Source organism: Mycobacterium conspicuum (genome assembly GCF_010730195.1).
In the GTDB taxonomy this organism is placed as follows: Bacteria; Actinomycetota; Actinomycetes; order Mycobacteriales; family Mycobacteriaceae; genus Mycobacterium; species Mycobacterium conspicuum.
This window is the reverse complement of sequence record NZ_AP022613.1, coordinates 204,952-224,568: the sequence shown is the minus strand read 5'-3', so window position 1 is coordinate 224,568 and position 19,617 is coordinate 204,952. Positions and strand designations below refer to the sequence as shown.

The following is a 19,617-nucleotide window of genomic DNA, read 5'->3' as shown; positions in this document are numbered from 1 at the left end:
CGTGGGGGGCAGGCTGGGGCGACCTACCCCTCTTGGCCGTCTTGGCCGAACAAGAGCCCGCGGTGACCGCCCGTACCGGGGGTGCCGCCGTTGACGGCGTGTCCGCCGTCGCCGCCGTTGCCGATCAGCCCGATGGCGTTGCCGCCGTCGCCGCCGTTCGCGGCGCCCGTGCCCACATCGACGGCGTCGCCGCCGCGACCGCCGTTGCCGAACAGGATTCCGCCGTCGGCGCCGGGCTGCCCGGATCCGCCGTCACCGCCATTGCCGATCAACGCACCAGCCGCTCCCGCCATGCCGCCGGTCAGGCCGTTGGCACCGCCGTCGCCGCCGTTGCCGAAGAAGTAGGCGTAGCCGCCGTTGCCCGCGACGCCGTTCTGGCCGTTGGGGCCGCCCACCTGGGCGTCGCCGCCGTCACCGCCGCTGCCGATCAGGCCCGCGTTGCCGCCCCAGCCACCGCTGCCGCCGACGCTGCCGTCACCGAAGGCGAGGCCGCCGTCGCCGCCTCGGCCGCCGTGGCCGACCAGCGTGCCCGCGTCGCCGGCGGACCCGCCGTCGCCGCCGGAGCCGTTGGCTGAGGTGCCGCCGTCGCCGCCGTCGCCGCCGTCGCCGAACACGCCGGCGGAGCCGCCTGCACCGCCGCTGGCGGCCAGGCCGGACGGGGTGCTGCCGCCGGCCGCGCCGTTGCCGCCGTTCCCGATGAACCCGCCGGACCCGCCGCTGCCGCCCGCCGTGGGCGTGGCGCCGCTGAAGCCGAGCCCGCCGTTACCGCCATTGCCCCAGAATCCGGCGTCGCCGCCGTTGCCGCCCGACTCAGTCGCGGTGCCGGGCCCGCCGTCACCACCGTTGCCGAAGAAGATCCCGGCATCGGCCCCGCGCTGGCCGGATCCGCCGTTGCCGCCGTTACCGACGAACGCCCCGGCGTGCCCGGCGAGTCCGCCGGAGCTGCCGTTGAGGCCACCGTTGCCGCCGTTGCCGACCAAGCGGGCGTAGCCGCCGTTGCCGGCGACGCCGTTCAGGCCGCTGCCGCTGCCGGCCTGGGCGTCGCCGCCGTTGCCGCCGCTGCCGATCAGCCCGGCGTTTCCGCCCCAACCTCCGTCGCCTCCGGTGCCGGCCGCGCCGGCGGCGGTGCCGCCGTCGCCGCCGTGACCGCCGCGTCCGATCAACGTTCCGGCGTCGCCGCCCGAGCCGCCGCCACCGCCTGAACCGTCGGCCGAGTTGCCGCCCATGCCGCCGTTGCCGCCACCGCCGCCATACAGACCGCCGGCGCCGCCGGCGCCGCCGAAGGCGCCGGTTCCGGAGGTCGCGCTGCCGCCGGCCCCGCCGTCGCCGCCCCTACCGAACAGGAATCCTCCGTGCCCGCCGCTGCCACCGTTGGTGGGTGTCGCGCCGCTGAAGCCGGCCCCGCCGTTTCCGCCCCTTCCGAACAACCCGGCATCGCCGCCGTCGCCGCCCGCCTGGGTCGAGGTGCCGGCACCGCCGTTGCCGCCGTTGCCGATCAAAATGCCGCCGTCGCCGCCGTTCTCGCCAGGCCCACCATTGGCGCCATTGCCGATCAGCGGCCGGCCCACGAGCGCCTCGGTGGGCTTGTTCACCGCGTTCAGCATGGCCAGTTCGGCGTTGGCGGCCTCGGCGTGGACATACGCGGCCGCGCCGCCATTCATCAGCTGCACGAACTGGCCGTGGAACGCGGCGGCCTGGGCGCTGAGCGCCTGGTAGGCCCGCCCGTGCTCAGCAAACAATGTGGCGATGCGCGCGGACACCTCGTCGGCGCCCGCCGGGAGCAGCGCAGACGTGGGTAAAGCCGCCGCGTTGCTGGCCTCGCGCAGGGTCGATCCAAGGTTAGCTAGATCTGAAGCCGCCGCTGCGAGGAATTCCGGCGCCGCGATCAAAAACGACATGTCGCACCTCCATTGGCACACAAATGGCGGCTCGGCCACCCGGCCGAGTCGTCGCTCGATAGTCGCTAGGCGGGATCATAAACCCTTCTTACCGCCCAGTAACAGACCTTTTTTACGCACGAGTCAGATAGTGCCGTGCGCGCGAACCCGCATCCGGTGCTAGCTAACGTTTGAAATGGTCGTCAGGCATGGCACGTCTCAGCCCCTCCGCCCGCCGTGGCTGCCGTCCGCCGGGGGAACGGGGCCGCAGCGTCGCGAGCCTAGAATCGGGCTTCGTGGGCCTAGAGGACCAGGATGCGTTGCGGGTGTTGCGCGACGCCTTCGACGTCGAACTGGTCCACCGCTTCTACACCCACTGGTTTGCTCTCGACGTCTCGGTGCGCGACCTATTTCCCCCCGAAATGGATGGCCAGCGCGCGGCTTTCGTCCACGCGATGGCGTGGGTGTACGGCGAACTGGTAGCGCAGCGCGCCGAGGAACCGGTCGCGTTCCTCGCCCAGCTTGGCCGCGATCACCGCAAATTCGGTGTGTTGCCAAGGCATTACGACACGTTGCGGCGCGCCCTGTATGCGACGCTGCGCAGCCACGTCGGCGAGGCCTGGACCGCCGCGATCGACGCCGCGGCCGATCAGTCGCTGAACCTGATCACCGGCGTGATGAGTGGCGCCGCCGACGCCGAGCCCGGACCCGCCTGGTGGGACGGCACCGTCGTCGAGCACATCCGGGTGTCGCGCGATCTCGCGGTGGTTCGGCTGCGGCTGGACCGCCCGATGCACTATCACCCGGGCCAGTACGTCAATGTCCATGTGCCGCAATGCCCGCGCCGGTGGCGCTACCTCAGCCCGGCCATTCCAGCGGACCCGGACGGCGGGATCGAGTTCCACGTTCGCCTTGTTCCCGGCGGCCTGGTCAGCACCGCTGTCGTCAACGAGACCCGGCCCGGTGACCGGTGGCGGTTATCGAGTCCGCACGGTGGCATGCGGGTCGACCGCGACGGCGGCGACGTGCTGATGGTGGCGGGCAGCACCGGCCTGGCGCCGCTGCGGGCGCTGATCATGGACCTCAGCCGCTACGGGGTGAACCCCAGGGTGCACCTGTTCTTCGGTGCGCGGTATCGCTGCGAGCTCTACGACCTGCGCACGCTGTGGGAGATCGCGGCGCACAATCCGTGGCTGTCGGTGTCGCCGGTCGCCGAGTACAGCCAAGATCCCTCCTGGGCGGCCGACTACCCCGACGTTTCACCACCGCGTGGCCTGCACGTCACCCAAACCGGCCAGCTGCCCGAGGTGGTCACCAAATATGGTGGCTGGGGCGACCGGCAGATCCTGATCTGCGGCGGCCCGGCCATGGTGCGCGCGACGGAGGCCGCGCTGATCGCCAAAGGCGCACCGCCGGAACGCATTCAGCACGACCCACTATCGAGGTAGGCCATGCACACAGTCACACTGACCGACCCGTCGTCGTCGGTCGCCGCTCAGTTCGTGCCCGAAGCCGGGATGATCGGCATCTCGCTGACCGACGAAGGCGTGGAACTGCTCGGCCAGCGGCGCGGCCTGGACGCCTACATCAGCGCCGGCAAGACGATGGGCATCCCGATTCTGTATCCGTGGGCAAATCGGTTGGGCGCCAACAGCTATGCGGCCGAGGACGCGACCGTGACGCTGACCCCGGGCGAGCACGGCGTGCGCGCCGACCCCAACGGGTTGCCGATCCACGGGGTGCTCGCGGCCTACGACGGTTGGCGGGTGATGACCGAATCGGCCCACGAGCTGGTCGCCGAATTGGACTTCGGCGCCGACCCGGCGCTGCTGGCCAGCTTTCCGTTCCCGCACCTACTGGTGGTCCGGGTGGCGCTGGCCGACCGGACACTGACTGTGCACACCACCGTCGCGGCCACGGCCGACAAGGCCGTGCCGCTGTGCTTCGGTTTTCATCCGTACCTTCAGGTGCCCGAGGTGCCGCGCGCGCAGTGGACCATCGAAACACCTGCGATGCGGCACCTGGCGGTCGATGACCGCGGGCTGCCGACCGGCGAGAGCTCTGCTCAAGATGGCGGCTTGGAAGTATTGGGCGACAAGGCTTTTGACGACGGCTACGACCAGCTGGCCGACGGCGCGGTCTTCGCGGTCTCCGGCGGCGGCCGCCGCATCGAGGTGCGCTTCGACTACGGCTTCCCGGCGGCGCAGATCTTCGCTCCCCCGGCGGAGGACCTGGTGTGCTTCGAGCCGATGGCCGCGCCAACCGACGCGTTGCGTCGCGGCGGGTACCGCGTCGCGCGCCCGGGCGAGCCGGCGGAAGCGCAGTTTTCGATTCGCGTGTAACTGGCCGGACGGGCCGTCCTTGCCGAGCACGCCGCCGTTGCCGATCAGCTGCGCGACGGTCGCGGCATTCGCCTCGCCGATCGTCGACCCGATATTCGGTAAATCTGTGGCCGCCGCTGTGAAGAATTCCAACCGCAATGACAAGTTAGTCTCGGAAACGATATCTCGCGGGCAAAGAGTGTATTCCGGTCTAAACAATTCGAACAAAATTCGCGGTCGATACTGATGAAACTCATAGAAGCCGGCAGATTCCTCAGCGCGGCTTTGCGAGCACGCTGGTTGGCGCGCAAGTCCGCAACCACCTCGGCCAATTCGCGCACCTTCGCCTGAACGCCTCGACATGGTTGTCCAGCCCGATGATGCGCTCCAGTCTGCTGCCTCAGAACCGTGAGCGACAAGTCTTTTGACGACAGTGTCCGGTGTTGAGCGCCACATGAAGGTGCACTTCGACCACAGAGTCCCGGTGAGCGCGCTCCCCCGCGGGCACCCCGGGCGGCGTACCTCGGTCAAGTCAGACGCAACGGGCAGCTGGCCGGCACGGGAAGATTGCGCGGTGCGCCCGGGTCGAGGGCGTCGCAGGGTAATTGTGGCAACGGTTCGTGATTAATCGACTGTCGTTAACTCGCCGTTGGTGCATTGCCCAACTTCGCGATTCTCCATTTGCAAGTTTCCGATGGGCTTTTATATTTTACTCGCGCCCAAGAGTCGCCCATCGTTGTGCGGTCGGTTCAGGTCAACGGAGTTGCGTCATGCCCAGCGCATGTTGCCGAGGTGACGGGAGTTTGAGTTGTCATCGTTGCTGATCGTCAGAGCAGGAGAACTCGAGTCAGCCGCGCAGCGGTTGGCCGCTATCGAGTCGGCGATTCGCAGTGCGCATGGGGCGGCGGTGGGGCCCATTACGCAGCTGGTGACTGCGGCCGACGATGAGGTGTCGGCCGCGATTGCAGCGTTGTTCGGGACCTATGGGCAGCAATATGCGGGGCTGAGCGCCCAGGCAGCGGCGTTTCACGGGCAGTTCGTGCAGACGTTGGCCGCGGGTGCGGGCGCGTATGCCGGCGCTGAGGGCGCCAACGCATCGCCGTTGCAAACGGTGGTCCGCGACCTTCTGGGCGTGGTCAACGCGCCGACCGAGGCGCTGCTGGGGCGTCCGTTGATCGGTAACGGTGCCGACGGCGCGCCGGGCACGGGACAGGCGGGTGGAGACGGCGGGATTTTGATCGGTAACGGCGGCAATGGAGGGTCGGGAGTGCCCGGCACCGCCGCCCATCCCGCCGGCGGGGCTGGCGGGGCCGGTGGGCATGCGGGCCTGTTCGGCACGGGCGGGACCGGCGGCGCTGGTGGGGCGGCGTTCGGCGGGAGCGGTGCCACCGGCGGTACCGGCGGTCATGGTGGCGCCGGTGGCATCTTGGGTGGTTCGGTGGGGCTGGCGGAGCGGGCGGACTGGGCGCTGCCGGTGCGGCCGGTGTTGCCGCAGGCGCGGGCGGCACCGGTGGGGTGGGGGGCGCGGATCGGGCGCTGCTGGGATGGGCGGCGGGCAGTGGTGGCGCCGGCGGGGCTGGTGGTAACGGGGCGGTCGGAGCCGCGGCGACCGGGCCGGGGCTGGCCGGCGGGGCGGGTTCGGCCGGGGGCGCCGGGGGTGGGGGCGCGGATGGAGGGGCGGCGGCGGCGGGTATGGGCGCTGATCGGCAGGTCGGCTCGGTAGGCGGCGATGGCGGCAATGGGGGTGCCGGCGGGGCCGCGGGGGCCGCAGGGGTTGGAGGTTCGGGGGGATGGCTCGGCGCTGATGGTGTCAGGGGCGCCATCGGCGTCGCCGGCGCCGGGGGGGCCGGCGGTAACGGCGGGGCCGGTGACAACGGCGCTGCCGGCGTCGCGGGCGTGACGGGCGGCAAAGGCGCGGCCGGCTTTGCCGGCGGGGCCGGCGGTCAGGGCGGCCAGGGCGGAGCCGGCAATGGCGGCACCAACGGCGCCGGCGGTGCCGGCGGCAACGGCGGGGCCGGGGGTGCGGGCGGTGCAGGCAGCAGCGGTGTCGGATTGACCACCGACGGTGGTGCCGGTGGTGCCGGCGGGGCCGGCGGCAACGGCGGCCTTGGCGGGGCTGTCGGCAGCGGAGGCACCGGCGGGACCGCCGGTCACGCGGGCAACGGCGGTACCGGCGGTGCCGGCGGTAACGGCGGAGCCGGGGACAACGCGACGGTCAGCGGGGCCGCCGGGTTTAACGGCGGCGCCGGAGGCGAGGGCGGTCAGGGGGGCACCTCGGGTGCTGGAGGCATCAACGGCGACGGCGGGCTGGGCGGCAACGGCGGTGCCGGCGGGGCCGGTGCCGACGGGAGCGCCGGGCTGGGCACCGACGGTCAGGCCGGTGGCGCAGGCGGCGACGGCGGAGCAGCCGGCGCCGGCGGAGCCGTCGGCAGCGGAGGCACCGGCGGGACGGCGGGTCATGCGGGTAACGGCGGCAACGGCGGTGCCGGCGGTAACGGCGGAGCCGGGATAGGGACGCGGCCGGGGCGAGGACGGCGGTAACGGCGGTGGACGGCAGTGGCGGGGGTCGGCGGAGCCCAGTGGGCCGGAGTAAGGCGGTCAACGGCAGGCGGCAGCCGGCGGTTCCGGCGGACGGCGGCAATGGCGGCAAGGCACAGCGGGCGGCCGGAATGGTGGATCCGGCGGGTGGAGGGCGGGTGGCGGCAACGGCGGGGCGGCGGGTGGGTCCGGCCGGGTACAAGCGCGGCCGGTGGTAACGGGGGTTATGGCGGGACGGGACGGCAGTGGGGCGGCAGTGGACGGGCGGTGGGGTGGAACGGTGGCGGCGGCGTCCGGCGGGTCGGGGGGCCGCGGCGGGGACGGCGGCGACGGCTACGACCCGTCAACACAGGGCGGCGCCGCCGGCGCCTCCGGTGGTAACGGCGGTGACGCCGGTGCGGGTGGCAACGGCGGGGCCGCGGGCACCGGAGGCACCGGGGTCGGCACGGCCGGCGACGGCGGTGACGCCGGCACCGCCGGTGCCGGCGGCAGCGGAGCCACCGGCGCGGCCGGCGCCAACGGCGGGAATGGCGGCAATGGTGGCAACGGCGCCGCCGGTGGGGCATCCGGTGGTGCGGGCGCGACCGCGGGGGCCGCCTCCGCCGGCGGCAACGCCGGCGACGGCGGAAACGGCGGCGACGGGGCGACCGGCACCAGCGGTGACATCAACGGCACCGCCGGCGGGCAGGGCGGTAACGGCGGTCACGGCGGCAACGCTGGCGATGCCACCGTCGCCAACGGCGACGGTGGGTCGGGGGGCCGCGGCGGTAACGGCGGCGACGGCTACGAACCGCCGACACAGGGCGCCGCCGGCGCCTCGGGCGGCAACGGCGGTGACGCCGGTGCCGGTGGCAACGGCGGAGCCGCCGGCAGCGGAGGACAAGCGGGCACCAACGGCGACGGCGGCGACGCCGGCACCGCCGGCGCCGGCGGCAGCGGAACCACCGGCGCGCCCGGCGCCAACGGCGGCAACGGCGGCAACGGCGGCAACGGCGCCGCGGGTGGGGCATCCGGTGGTGCGGGCGCGAGCGCGGGGGCCGCCTCCGCGGGCGGCAACGCCGGTGACGGCGGTGACGGCGGCGACGGCACGGCCGGTACCAGCGGTGACATCAACGGCACCGCCGGCGGGCAGGGCGGTAACGGCGGTCACGGCGGCAACGCCGGCGACACCACCGTCGCCAACGGCGACGGTGGGTCGGGGGGCCGCGGCGGTAACGGCGGCGACGGCTACGACCCGTCAACACAGGGCGGCGCCGCCGGCGCCTCCGGTGGTAACGGCGGTGACGCCGGTGCGGGTGGCAACGGCGGGGCCGCGGGCACCGGAGGCACCGGGGTCGGCACGGCCGGCGACGGCGGTGACGCCGGCACCGCCGGTGCCGGCGGAAGCGGAGCCACCGGCGCGGCCGGCGCCAACGGCGGGAATGGCGGCAATGGTGGCAACGGCGCCGCCGGTGGGGCATCCGGTGGTGCGGGCGCGAGCGCCGGGGCCGCCTCCGCCGGCGGCAACGCCGGTGACGGCGGCGACGGCGGCGACGGCACGACCGGCACCAGCGGAGACATCAACGGCACCGCCGGCGGGCAGGGCGGTAACGGCGGACACGGCGGCAACGCCGGCGACGCCACCGTCGCCAACGGCGACGGTGGGTCGGGGGGCCGCGGCGGTAACGGCGGCGACGGCTACGACCCATCGACACAGGGCGGCGCCGCCGGCGCCAATGGCGCCAATGGCGGCAACGGCGGCGACGCCGGCGCCGGCGGCAACGGCGGAGCCGCAGGCACCGGAGGACAAGCGGGCAGCGGCACCAACGGCGACGGCGGCGACGCCGGCACCGCCGGCGCCGGCGGCAGCGGAACCACCGGCGCGCCCGGCGCCAACGGCGGCAACGGCGGCAACGGCGGCAACGGCGGCAACGGCGCCACCGGCGGCGCATCCGGTGGTGCGGGCGCGAGCGCGGGGGCCGCCTCCGCCGGCGGCAACGCCGGCGGAGGCGGCGACGGCGGCGACGGCACGACCGGCACCAGCGGAGACATCAACGGCACCGCCGGCGGCCAGGGCGGCAACGGCGGTCACGGCGGCAACGCCGGCGACGCCACCGTCGCCAACGGATCAGGTGGTACCGGAGGCCGCGGCGGTAACGGCGGCGACGGCTACCACCCGCCGACACAGGGCGCCGCCGGCGCGGCCGGTGGTAACGGCGGTGACGCCGGCGCCGGCGGCAACGGCGGAGCCGCGGGCAGCGGAGGACAAGCGGGCAGCGGCACCAACGGCGACGGCGGTGACGCCGGCACCGCCGGTGCCGGCGGCAGCGGCACCACCGGCACGACCGACAACAACGGCGGCAACGGCGGCAACGGCGGCAACGGCGCCACCGGCGGGACCGCCGGCGGGACCGGCGCGACCGCCGGGGCCGCCTCCGCCGGCGGCAACGCCGGCAACGGCGGCAACGGCGGCAACGGCGGCGCCGTGGGCAATGGCCACGGTGGTGGCGGCGGCGGCGCTGGCGGTAACGGCGGCAACGGCGGCGCCGCAGCCGCGGGCGGCACCGCAGGCAATGGTGGAACCGGCGGCGCTGGCGGTCAAGGCGGGCAAGGCAACCACTTCGGCGCCGGCGGCGGCGGTGGCGGCGGCGGCAACGGCGGCCAAGGCGGCGCTGCGGCTGCGGGCGGCGCCGCCGGAATCGGTGGCGGCGGCGGCAACGGGGGCGCCGGCGGCCAGGGTGGCACGACGACTGCAACCGGCGGCGTCGGAGGGAACGGGGGCGTCGGCTTCGCCGCCACCGGAGCTTCCGGTGGCGCCGGCGGTGGCGGCGGTGGTGGCGGCGGTGCCGGCGGCGATCTCTCTTCCACAAACACTGGCGGGATCGGTGGTAACGGTGATGGCGCTGGAGGCCCGGCCACCGCTGGCGCCACTGGCTCCGACGGCGGTGCCGCCGGTGGTAATCCGGGTGCCGGTGTGGGTGCTGGTGGTGGTGGAGGCGGCGGCGGTGGCGGGAACGCCGGCCCCGGTGGGAGCGGCGGCGGCTCCGCTGGCCCCGCCCACCAAGGCACCCACGGCCTGGGCACCGGTGGTGACGGTGGCGGCGGAGGTGGCGCCGCGGGCAACGCGGGCGCCCTAGGCGGCTCGAACTAGTCCTGGTAAGCAGGGAGGTTCGCGCGAGCAACGACGGCAATTACCCGGCACGGAATCCGGAGCCAAGTGCGTCGTCGAGCTGACCGTGAAGCATCAGCGGACGAGGGCTGCCCAACCGGCCGCGCGCAAATCAGCGAGACTTGCGGGGTTGCCAGACCACCAGCGCGGTGCTCTTGGGCACCACCGCGACCTCGCGACGCTGGTTGGCGCGCAAGGCCGTAACCTCTTCGGCCAACTCGCGCACCTTCGCCTGCAACGCCTCGACCTGGTTGGTCAGCTCGATGATGCGCTTGATGCCGGCCAGGTTGACGCCCTCGTCCTGCGAGAGCCGTTGCACCTCGCGGAGCAAGTCGACGTCATTCTGCGAGTAGCGCCGTCCCCCACCGGATGTCCGGCTCGGGCTGACCAGCCCGAGCCGATCGTAGGTCCGCAGCGTCTGCGCATGCATGCCGGCCAACTCGGCGGCCACCGAGATCAGAAACGTCCGCGCCTCAGAATGCTTGGGATTCTTCGCCATCAGCGATTACCTGCCCATCCCGCGCGGGGATCGAAGCCGCTCGCCCGTTCGGCCGCCGCGTAGGCCTGCAACGCCTCCTCGGCGGAGCCCTGGACATTCGGCGGGACGGCCACCTTTACGGTGACCAACAAGTCCCCGCTGCCACCGCTGCGCTTGGGCACGCCGCGTCCACGCACCCGCAGGATGCGGCCGTCGGCCGTGCCCTTCGGCACCCGCACACCGACCGTGCCATCTAACGTCGGCACCGAAAGCGTTGAGCCCAAAGCCAATTCGGTGAAGCTGACCGGAACGGTCACGGTGAGGTCGTCGCCGTCGCGCCCGAACACCTTGTCCGGCCGCACATGCACGGTGACGTACAGGTCACCCGACGGGGCCCCACGCAGCCCGGCCTCGCCCTGCCCGGCGAGCCGGATGCGTTGTCCGTCTTCGACTCCCGGCGGTATCCGCACGTTGATGGTGCGCGTGCGGGTGGTGACACCGGTGCCCTTGCACTCGTCGCAGGGGTGCTCGATGATCGAGCCGCTGCCCCGGCAGTCGGCGCAGGGTTCGGAGAAGCCGAACGCACCCTGGTTGCGGTTGATCACACCCGCGCCATTACAGGTGGGACACACTTTCGGGCTGGTGCCCGGCCGGGCGCCGCTGCCATGGCAGTTGGTGCACGGCGCCGGACTGGTCAGCCGCAGCGGCATCGCGACGCCCTTGGCGGCCTCGATGAAGTTAAGTTCGGTCTCGGTCTCCAAATCGTTGCCGCGACGAGGCCGGCTCGGACGCGTCCTGGCGCCGCCTCCGAACAGCCCACCGAACAGGTCGCCGATGTTGGCGCCGCCGGTCCGCCCGGCGGCGTCGAACAAATCGTTGAGGTTGAACTCGGCGCCGTCACCGCCCACGTTGAATCCACCGAAGCCGCCGCCGTCAAATCTGCGGCCGCCAAAGCCCCCGCCGGCGAACAGCCGACGGGTTTCGTCGTACTCCTTGCGCTTAGCCTCGTCGGACAACACGCTGTAGGCCTCGGACACCGCCTTGAACCGTTCGGCTCCACTCGGGTTCTTGTCCGGATGCAGATCCGAGGCCAACTTGCGGTAGGCCGTCTTGATGTCTTTCTGGCTGGCGTCAGAGGAGACGCCCAGCTCCTTATAGAAGTCTTTTTCGACCCATTCACGCTGGGCCATGCCGCGTCACCTCCTTACCCCTTCTTGTCGATTCTGAGCCCTATTCGGCTGTGGTGTCGTCGTTATCGGCCGTGTCGGACTGCTCCGCCTGCTCGACGACCTCGCCGACCGTGTCGACCGTGTCGACGACCCCGACCAGCGCGTGCCGCAGCACGTTGTCACCGAGCTTGTATCCGTGGCGCATGACCGTGCCGATCACCGGCCTCGAGCCCTCGCCGCCGTCGCCCTCGTGCTGCACGGCTTCGTGCAGCACGGGATCGAAGTCCTCGCCCTCGGCCCCGAACGCCGTCAGGCCGAGCCCGGACAGCGCGCCGTCGAGCTTGTCGGCGACCGACTTCAGCGGACCCGATTCCAAATCGCCGTGCTTGCGGGCCCGATCGAGATCGTCGAGCACGCCCAGTAATTGGCTGACGACGGCGGCCTTGGCTCGGTCCGCCGCCGCCTGCTGGTCGCGCAGCGCCCGCTTGCGGTAGTTGGCGAAATCGGCTTGCACCCGCTGCAGATCGGCGGTCAGCTCGGCGACTTTGTCGCCCGCGGCTGCGCCCTCCGGTGCGGCGGCCGGCTCCGCCCCTCCCGCTGCCCCTCCCGGTTCACTGGGAGGGGCATGCCGGACTTCGCCGGTCTCGGGATCGATGCGCCGCTTGTCGGTGACCGTTACCTGTTCCGGATTCCGTTCGGTCACTTGGCCTCCCGGTCGTCGTCGACCACCTCCGCGTCCACGACGTCGTCAGCGGAGCCCGCCTGCGAGCCGCCGGCGTCGCCGCCCGGAGCTCCCGCCGCGGCGGCCTCGGCCTGGGTGGCCTCGTAGATGGCCTGTCCGAGCGCTTGGGACTCCTGGCCGAGCTTCTCCATCGCCGCCTTGATCGCGCCGATGTCGGTGCCCTCCAGCGCCGTCTTGGCTTCTGCCACAGCGGCATCCACCTTGGACAGGGTGTCCTCGGGGACCTTCGACCCACCCTCGGCCTCGCGCTGCTCCTTGACGAACTTCTCCGTCTGGTAGACCAGCGACTCGGCCTGGTTGCGAACGTCGGCCTCCTCGCGGCGCTGACGGTCCTCCTCGGCGTGCGCCTCGGCGTCCTTGATCATCCGGTCGATCTCCTCCTTGGACAGGCCCGAGCCCTCCTGGATTTTGATCGTGTTCTCCTTGCCGGTGCCCTTGTCCTTGGCCGTGACGTGCACGATGCCGTTGGCGTCGATGTCGAAGGTGACCTCGATCTGCGGGACACCGCGCGGCGCCGGCGGGATGCCGGTCAGCTCGAAGGAGCCGAGCAGCTTGTTGTGCGAGGCGATCTCGCGCTCACCCTGATAGACCTGGATCTGCACCGACGGCTGGTTGTCGTCGGCGGTGGTGAAGGTCTCCGACCGCTTGGTCGGGATCGTGGTGTTGCGCTCGATCAGCTTGGTCATCACGCCGCCCTTGGTCTCGATGCCCAGGCTCAGCGGCGTAACGTCAAGCAGCAGAACGTCTTTCACCTCACCCTTGAGGACGCCGGCCTGCAGAGCCGCGCCGACGGCAACCACCTCGTCGGGGTTGACGCCCTTGTTGGGCTCCTTGCCGCCGGTGAGCTCCTTGACCAGATCGGTCACCGCGGGCATCCGGGTCGAACCGCCGACCAGCACGACGTGGTCGATGTCGGCCACCGAGATGCCGGCGTCGGCGATCACCGACTGGAACGGCTTGCGGGTGCGGTCCAACAGGTCCTGCGTGATCTTCTGGAACTCGGCGCGCGTCAGCTGCTCGTCGAGGAACAGCGGGTTCTTGTCCGCGTCGACGGTGATGTACGGCAGATTGATCGACGTGCTGCCCGACGAGGACAGCTCGATCTTGGCCTTCTCGGCCGCTTCCCGCAGCCGCTGCATCGCCATCTTGTCCTTGGTCAGGTCGATGCCGCTGGTGCCCTTGAACTTGTCGACGAGCCACTGCACCACGCGCTCGTCCCAGTCGTCGCCACCGAGGTGGTTGTCACCGGAGGTGGCACGCACCTCGACCACGCCCTCACCGATTTCCAGCAGCGAGACGTCGAAGGTGCCGCCGCCCAGGTCGAAGACCAGGATGGTCTGCTCCTTCTCCCCCTTGTCCAGCCCGTAGGCCAGCGCCGCGGCGGTCGGCTCGTTGACGATGCGCAGCACGTTGAGGCCGGCGATCTGGCCGGCGTCCTTGGTGGCCTGACGCTGGGAGTCGTTGAAGTAGGCGGGCACCGTGATGACCGCGTCGGTGATGTCCTCACCGAGGTAGGCCTCCGCGTCGCGCTTCAGCTTCATCAGCACCCGCGCGCTGATCTCCGGCGCGGTGTACTTCTTGCCGTCGATCTCCACGGACCAGTCGCTGCCCATGTGCCGCTTGACCGAACGAATGGTGCGGTCGACGTTGGTCACCGCCTGGTTCTTGGCGGGCTGGCCGACCAGCACTTCGCCGTTGCGGGCGAACGCGACGACGGATGGCGTCGTCCGCGAGCCCTCGGAGTTGGCGACGACGACGGGGTCGCCACCCTCCAGAACCGCGACGACGGAGTTGGTGGTCCCGAGGTCGATTCCGACCGCACGAGCCATGGTGATTCCTCCTGATAGTAGAGCTTTTGTCCTGCTGATATATCTGCACGTTGCTGAGTGAACCCCGCTCAAGCCTGCCCGTGGGGGCGCCAGCCTGTCAACTCAGGATTGAGTCTGATCCGCTCAACTTGTTGATCATCCTAACGGCGCGCACCGCCAAGTTGTTCCCGGGGCGGGGAAAAGGCCGGCGTCTAGAGCCGGACGGAGCAAACTGAGCACGTGACCGAGCTCATTGATCGCTCCAAGACAACGTCGCTCATCGAGCAGCGAATCGCGAAGACCACCAACCCGCGCCACCTGCTGATGCTCAACAGGCTGCTGCAGCACGCCACCGGCGAGGTCACCCTGGATCTGGACCTGGTGATGTCGACCCTGACGGCGGACCCGCGCTACGTCGCCTGGGGTGCCCCCGAGGACATGAGCCCGGTGGGACGGCAAGCGGTGCGCGCCTTCTACGAGGACACCATCGTCAAGGGCGGCCAGTTCTACCTCGAATTCGATATGGACCGCATCGTGGTCGACGACGACACCATCGTCACCGAAGGCAACTACCGGTCGCTGTACTACGGCGCCGACGCGGCGAAGCGAGGCTTTCCCGTCGACGACCCGGAGGGCTGCTATCTGCTGTCACTGCGCATGCTGATCGTCTGGCCATTCGACGCCGACGGCTTCATCAAAGGCGAGGAGACCTACAGCGCGGTCACGTCGCCCGATTTCTTCACCAGGGTCGAAGAATCCGAGGTGCCGAAGGAGTTCCGAGACTTTATCGACGCGCGTTAGCCAAAGCGGTTTAGTCTCGACGAGATGACCGACGCCGCCATCCCCGAGGAACTCCGCAAGCGCGATCCGGAATTCATCCGCGCCGTGCTGCCCGCCCTGTGGTTGGCGTCGACGGTGTGGTTTCGGGCCGAGGTGCACGGCTTTGAAAACCTTCCCGATGAACCCGTGCTGTTCGTCGGCAACCACAGCGGCGGTGGCTCCACCCCGGACACATTCGTGTTCCTGTTGGCGTACAACACGTTTTTCACCGTCGAGGGCCGGCCACTGTATGCACTGGCGCACGACACCATCACGGCCGCACCAGGTTTCGGTAATTTGACCCGCAAGCTCGGCGTCGTCCCGGCCGCCAACTCGTTCGCGGAGCAGATCTTCAAAACCGGTGGATCGGCGCTGGTCTACCCCGGCGGGGATGTCGAGGCGCTGCGCCCGTGGCGAGACCGGTACAAGATCGTCTTCTCCGGCCGCACCGGCTTTTTGAAGTTGGCGCACCGGTGCAAGGTGAAGATCGTCCCGGTGGTCGCCACGGGCGGTCACGACACCTTGGTCATCCTCAACGACGGCCGTCGCACCGCCGAGTTGCTGCGGCTCGACAAGTTGGCTCGGGTGAAGAGCCTGCCGATGACGCTGAGCCTGCCGTGGGGTTTGTCGCCGCTACCGCTGCCGCATTTTCCGCTTCCGGCCAAGATCCGCATGCAGGTGCTCGAGCCGATCGATCTGCGCGCCCGCTTCGGCGCCAAGCCGGACTGGGATCACGCCTCCGACTACGTCACCAGCGTCATGCAGGTCGGGCTGTCAAAGCTGGCCAGCAGGACCGTGCTCCCGATGGTGCGGTAAGTGACTCAGACGGTACGCGTTTCCCGACACATCCGACGCCCGGTCGAGGACAGCGGCGCGTTCATCACCGACCCGCACAAGCTGCTTTCCGCGGTGTCCACACTGAGCCGGTGCCGGTTCATCGAATCCTGCAACGACGGGGAACTCTGGGACATCTATTTAGACAGCGGCACAGTGCATTTGGGCGGTCGAGTGCTTATCAGTCCGTCCGACGGCCGCCGGTTACGATGGCGGTCGGTGCGGGGGACGCGGCAATCGTTCGAGGCTCTCGTCGAGCCCGACGGTGAGGGCACCCGCTTCACCATGTCTTTGACGTTTTCGGTCACCGGGTTGGGGATCGCCTGGATCAGCGAGATGATCGGACGCGGTTTGGTCGCGCGCAACCTGGAAGCCATCGCCGAGGAAGTCAGACATCACCTCGAATTCGAGACCTAACGTCGATGCGCCGCACCTGGACTTGGACATTCGATCTGCCACCGGACCAGATCTGGCCGATCCTGGCCGATACCAACCGTTTCAACGAGGCCCTGGGGCTGCCGCCCTACCGGCTCGAGGAGACGCCGCAACCAAACGGCACGGTGGTCCGGCGCGGACGCGAGAAGGCGGCGGGTTTCCTCTTGGAATGGGAGGAGAAGCCGTACGAGTGGATAGCGGGACGGCACTTCCGTCAGACGCGGGTGTTCACCAAGGGCCCGTTTCGCCGCTTCGGCCCGGTGTTCGACCTCGAGTCCGACGGCAAAGGGGGCTCGCGCGTCAGCTACACCCTCGAATGGGAGCCGCTGGGCGTGGTCGGCCGCCTGTCCGGCGCACGGCTCGCGGCCCGGGCGGGCGAGAACGTTAGCAAGCGCGTCCTGGAGGCCATCGACTTTTTGAACCTCGCTCGCGGCGACCCCTCCTCCCGGCGGTTGACGCCCTTTGTGTTGCCGCAGCCCGTGCTGCCCCAGGGCGCGCGCGAGCGCGCCACCGCGATGGCGCGCGAGATCGACCGCAGCCCCTACGGCAACGGACTCGGCGCACGGCTGAGCGAGCTTGTGCTGGAAGGCATGGCGGCCGACCTGACCGATATCCGGCCTAAGGTGCTGGCCGCCGATCTCGGTGTGCCGCCGCGCGCAGCCACCGAGGCCTGTCTGGCCGGCGTAAAGGCGGGGCTGCTCGACATGAAGTGGGGGTTGCTCTGCCCCAACTGCCGCGGAGCCAAGATCAGCGTCGCCACGCTGTCCGACTTGCCGCACGGCGCGCACTGCCCGACGTGCAACATCGACTACGACCGCGATTTCGAGCGCAACGTCGAGCTGACGTTCAAGGCGGCACCGGCGATACGGCCGTTGCCCGACAACTATTACTGCCTGTCGGGGCCCATGGGGACGCAACACGTCGCGGTCCAGGTGCTGCTGAGCCCGGAGGAGCGACGCGCCGTCAGCGTCGACCTGCCGCCGGGCTCCTACCGGGTGCGCACGCTTCACCCCGGCGCTTCGGTGGACGTCGAATACGAGTCCGGGCCGTTTCCCGACGTGCGCATCACGGCGTCGGGGGTGCAAACGCTGGACCCGGTTGGCGACCCCGACAGCGTGACGTTCGTCAACGATGCCGGCTTCGAGCTGGCCGCCCTGATCGAAGACCGGTCCTGGACGCGCACGGCGCTGACGGCGCCAGAAGTGATCTCGCTGCAGGCCTTTCGCGATCTGTTCGCCGAGGCCACGCTGCGACCGGGCGACGACGCCGGCGTCAGCCAGGTCGCACTGCTGTTTACCGACCTGCGCGGCTCGACCGCCCTCTACGAACGGGTCGGCGACGCCACCGCCTACAACCTGGTGCGCGCGCACTTCATGCTGCTGGCGGCGATCGTGCGCGACCACGACGGAGCGGTGGTCAAGACGATCGGCGACGCGGTGATGGCCTCGTTCACCGACCCGGCGCAGGCGGTGCGCGCCGCCCTCGCCATGCAGGCGGGGATCGCCTCCTCACCGCACACCAGCGACCTGGTCCTGAAGGTCGGCGTCCACGCCGGCCCCAGCGTGGTCGTCACCCTGAACGGCCGGCTCGACTACTTCGGCTCGACCGTCAACATGGCCGCGCGCCTGCAGGGCCAGAGTGCCGGCGATGACATCGTGCTGTCCCACGCCGTCGCCGCCGACCCCGCAGTGCAGGAGATACTGGGCGCCGTGCCGCAGCGTCAGGAGACGGTTCCGCTCAAGGGCTTCGAGGAGCCGGTCAGCTTCCTGCGCCTGGTGCCTGCCGTTCGATCCACTGGGTGAGCGCATCCTCCAGCGCGGCCGCGACACCCACGCCGGCACTGTCGGCGGCCCGTTCGAACCGATCCACCAAATCCGCTGGGACGGAAGCATTTACCTTCCGCTTCGGAGCATCCTGTGGCCGGACCACCGGTGGGTGCCGCGCGACGGTCGCTTCCATGGTTTCGCGCAGTGCGGGTATCTCGGCGAGCAGGCGGTCCAGATCGTCGCGCTCGATGCGCAGCACCTCGGACGGCCCCATCGTCGTCACGGTGGCCGAACGCAATTTTCCACGGCGCAGGGCGGATTCGCCGATCACTTCGCCCGGACCCAGCGCCGCGATGCGGTCCTGGCCGACGTACACCCCCGCCTCTCCGCTGAGCAGGATGTAGCAGGCGTCCGACGGGGTCTGTTCACGAATCAGCGGCCATGGCACGGTCCGGGAAATGTGATGTGCGGATTGCACCAGCCGTTCTAGGTCAGCATCCGAGAAGTTGGCGAACGCGGTGAACTCCCGTAGCCGACGGGCATGCTGCCCAACTTCCGTCGCGTCGAACGTCATAGTTGGCTCCATTGCGCGATGTGACCGTGACCCCGGGAGCCTAACGCGATTTTGCAGGCGTTTTCGATATTTGGCATTTCCGCGATGAACCCATGCGCGTCGGTGAACGTGTTCTCTTGGCACCCATAGTGTTAGAGGAGTGACGACCATCAGAACCTCGAGAACCATCGCCCTCGAAGAGCATTACGCGACACCGGGATTCCTCAACGGTCCGGGCAGCTGGCACAAGTCCCGTCCCGGCCTGGCCGAGCGACTCACCGACCTCGGCGACGGGCGCATCGCCGAAATGGACGAGGCGGGCGTCGACCTGGCCGTACTGTCCCTGGTGGCGCCCGGGGTGGAGCAACTCGACGCCCCGGCGGCCGTGCGCACGGCCCGCGCGTGCAACGACGAGCTGGCCGCGGCGGTGCGCCGGTACCCGGACCGGCTGGCCGGTTTCGCCGCCCTGCCGATCAGCGCACCCGACGCCGCGGCCGACGAATTGCAGCGCGCGGTGCACAAACTCGGCTTCGTGGGCGCCGTCGTCAACGGCCATTGCCAGGGCGTGTACCTGGATGATCCGTGCTTCGAACCGGTGCTGGCCCGCGCGGTGGACCTCGACGTCCCGATCTACCTGCACCCCACCGTCCCGCCGGCGGCCGTGATCGAGTCCTGCTACGGCGGGTTTTCCGAGCAGGTCACCTTCGCGCTCGCCACGGTGGGCTGGGGCTGGCACATCAACACGGCCACGCACGTGCTGCGCATCATCCTCGGCGGGGTGTTCGACCGCCACCCCACGTTGCAGATCATCATCGGTCACATGGGCGAGGCGACGTCGTTCATGCTGCCCCGGTTCGACGCGACGCTGCGCCCGGAACTGACCGGCCTGCGGCACCCGGTGAGCACCTACCTGCGGGAGAACCTGCACTACACCTTCGCCAACTTCAACGACGAGGCGACCTACGCGAACCTGGTCGCGCAGGTCGGCGTCGCGCGGGTGGCGTTCTCGACCGACTACCCCTTCGGCTCGATGAAAAATGCGTGCGCGTTTTTGAACCGGCTGCCGCTCGGCACCGACGACCGGGCGAGCATCAGCCATCGCAACGCCGAACGACTCCTGAATTTGTAG

The 19,617-nt window shown here is 70.6% G+C and carries 13 protein-coding genes and 1 pseudogene; 8 read left to right on the top strand and 6 right to left on the bottom strand.

Annotation, left to right across the window (positions count from 1 at the left end; translation table 11 throughout):
* Positions 1–23: 23 nt before the first annotated feature.
* A complete protein-coding gene (locus G6N66_RS01025; protein WP_085236274.1) occupies positions 24–1,898 on the bottom strand; it encodes a PE family protein in 1,875 nt (624 codons plus the stop codon).
* A gap of 275 nt (positions 1,899–2,173) precedes the next feature.
* Between G6N66_RS01025 and G6N66_RS01020 the strand changes: the two genes are divergently transcribed.
* The 3 genes and pseudogenes from G6N66_RS01020 to G6N66_RS30305 all read left to right on the top strand — a co-directional run bounded on the left by G6N66_RS01020 (position 2,174) and on the right by G6N66_RS30305 (position 9,866).
* Positions 2,174–3,325 (top strand): FAD-binding oxidoreductase, encoded by a 1,152-nt coding sequence (locus G6N66_RS01020; protein ID WP_085236272.1) that lies wholly within the window; start codon positions 2,174–2,176, stop codon positions 3,323–3,325.
* 3 nt (positions 3,326–3,328) lie between these two features.
* Complete coding sequence (locus tag G6N66_RS01015) at positions 3,329–4,219, top strand: aldose 1-epimerase (RefSeq protein WP_085236270.1); 891 nt, start codon at positions 3,329–3,331, stop codon at positions 4,217–4,219.
* A 796-nt stretch (positions 4,220–5,015) separates the two neighbouring features.
* Positions 5,016–9,866 (top strand): annotated as a pseudogene (locus G6N66_RS30305) (PE family protein).
* A gap of 130 nt (positions 9,867–9,996) precedes the next feature.
* On the opposite strand, the gene G6N66_RS00995 reads toward G6N66_RS30305, so the two are convergent.
* Genes G6N66_RS00995 through dnaK form a run of 4 tightly spaced genes read right to left on the bottom strand, consistent with a single transcriptional unit; the run spans position 9,997 to position 14,102 of the window.
* Positions 9,997–10,383, bottom strand: a complete 387-nt coding sequence (locus G6N66_RS00995) for a heat shock protein transcriptional repressor HspR (RefSeq protein WP_085235492.1) — start codon at positions 10,381–10,383, stop codon at positions 9,997–9,999.
* Positions 10,383–11,552, bottom strand: a complete 1,170-nt coding sequence (dnaJ, locus tag G6N66_RS00990) for a molecular chaperone DnaJ (protein WP_085235491.1) — start codon at positions 11,550–11,552, stop codon at positions 10,383–10,385. The genes G6N66_RS00995 and dnaJ overlap by 1 nt, the downstream gene beginning before the upstream one ends.
* Before the next feature lie 40 nt (positions 11,553–11,592).
* Complete coding sequence (grpE, locus tag G6N66_RS00985) at positions 11,593–12,234, bottom strand: nucleotide exchange factor GrpE (RefSeq protein ID WP_085235490.1); 642 nt, start codon at positions 12,232–12,234, stop codon at positions 11,593–11,595.
* On the bottom strand, positions 12,231–14,102 hold the full coding sequence (gene dnaK / locus G6N66_RS00980) for a molecular chaperone DnaK (protein WP_085235489.1): 1,872 nt from the start codon (positions 14,100–14,102) through the stop codon (positions 12,231–12,233). Before dnaK ends, grpE begins: the two co-directional genes overlap by 4 nt.
* 219 nt (positions 14,103–14,321) lie before the next feature.
* Here dnaK and G6N66_RS00975 point away from each other — a divergent pair, with 219 nt between their 5' ends.
* The 4 genes from G6N66_RS00975 to G6N66_RS00960 are packed head-to-tail and all read left to right on the top strand — an operon-like array spanning position 14,322 to position 17,971.
* Positions 14,322–14,882, top strand: coding sequence for a nuclear transport factor 2-like protein (locus tag G6N66_RS00975; RefSeq protein ID WP_085235488.1), 561 nt, complete (start codon positions 14,322–14,324; stop codon positions 14,880–14,882).
* A gap of 24 nt (positions 14,883–14,906) precedes the next feature.
* Complete coding sequence (locus G6N66_RS00970) at positions 14,907–15,716, top strand: lysophospholipid acyltransferase family protein (protein WP_085235487.1); 810 nt, start codon at positions 14,907–14,909, stop codon at positions 15,714–15,716.
* Positions 15,717–16,151 carry an SRPBCC family protein gene (locus G6N66_RS00965; RefSeq protein ID WP_085235486.1) on the top strand — a complete coding sequence of 145 codons (435 nt, stop codon included), beginning with the start codon at positions 15,717–15,719 and terminating at the stop codon, positions 16,149–16,151. It abuts the gene before it with no gap.
* Between the two features lie 5 nt (positions 16,152–16,156).
* Positions 16,157–17,971, top strand: a complete 1,815-nt coding sequence (locus G6N66_RS00960) for an adenylate/guanylate cyclase domain-containing protein (RefSeq protein ID WP_085235485.1) — start codon at positions 16,157–16,159, stop codon at positions 17,969–17,971.
* Here G6N66_RS00960 and G6N66_RS00955 read toward each other — a convergent pair.
* Positions 17,928–18,509 (bottom strand): Crp/Fnr family transcriptional regulator, encoded by a 582-nt coding sequence (locus G6N66_RS00955; RefSeq protein WP_085235484.1) that lies wholly within the window; start codon positions 18,507–18,509, stop codon positions 17,928–17,930. The genes G6N66_RS00960 and G6N66_RS00955 overlap by 44 nt on opposite strands.
* A 139-nt stretch (positions 18,510–18,648) precedes the next feature.
* Here G6N66_RS00955 and G6N66_RS00950 point away from each other — a divergent pair, with 139 nt between their 5' ends.
* The gene (locus G6N66_RS00950; protein ID WP_232079172.1) at positions 18,649–19,617 is read left to right on the top strand and encodes an amidohydrolase family protein; all 969 of its coding nucleotides are present in this window, start codon (positions 18,649–18,651) and stop codon (positions 19,615–19,617) included.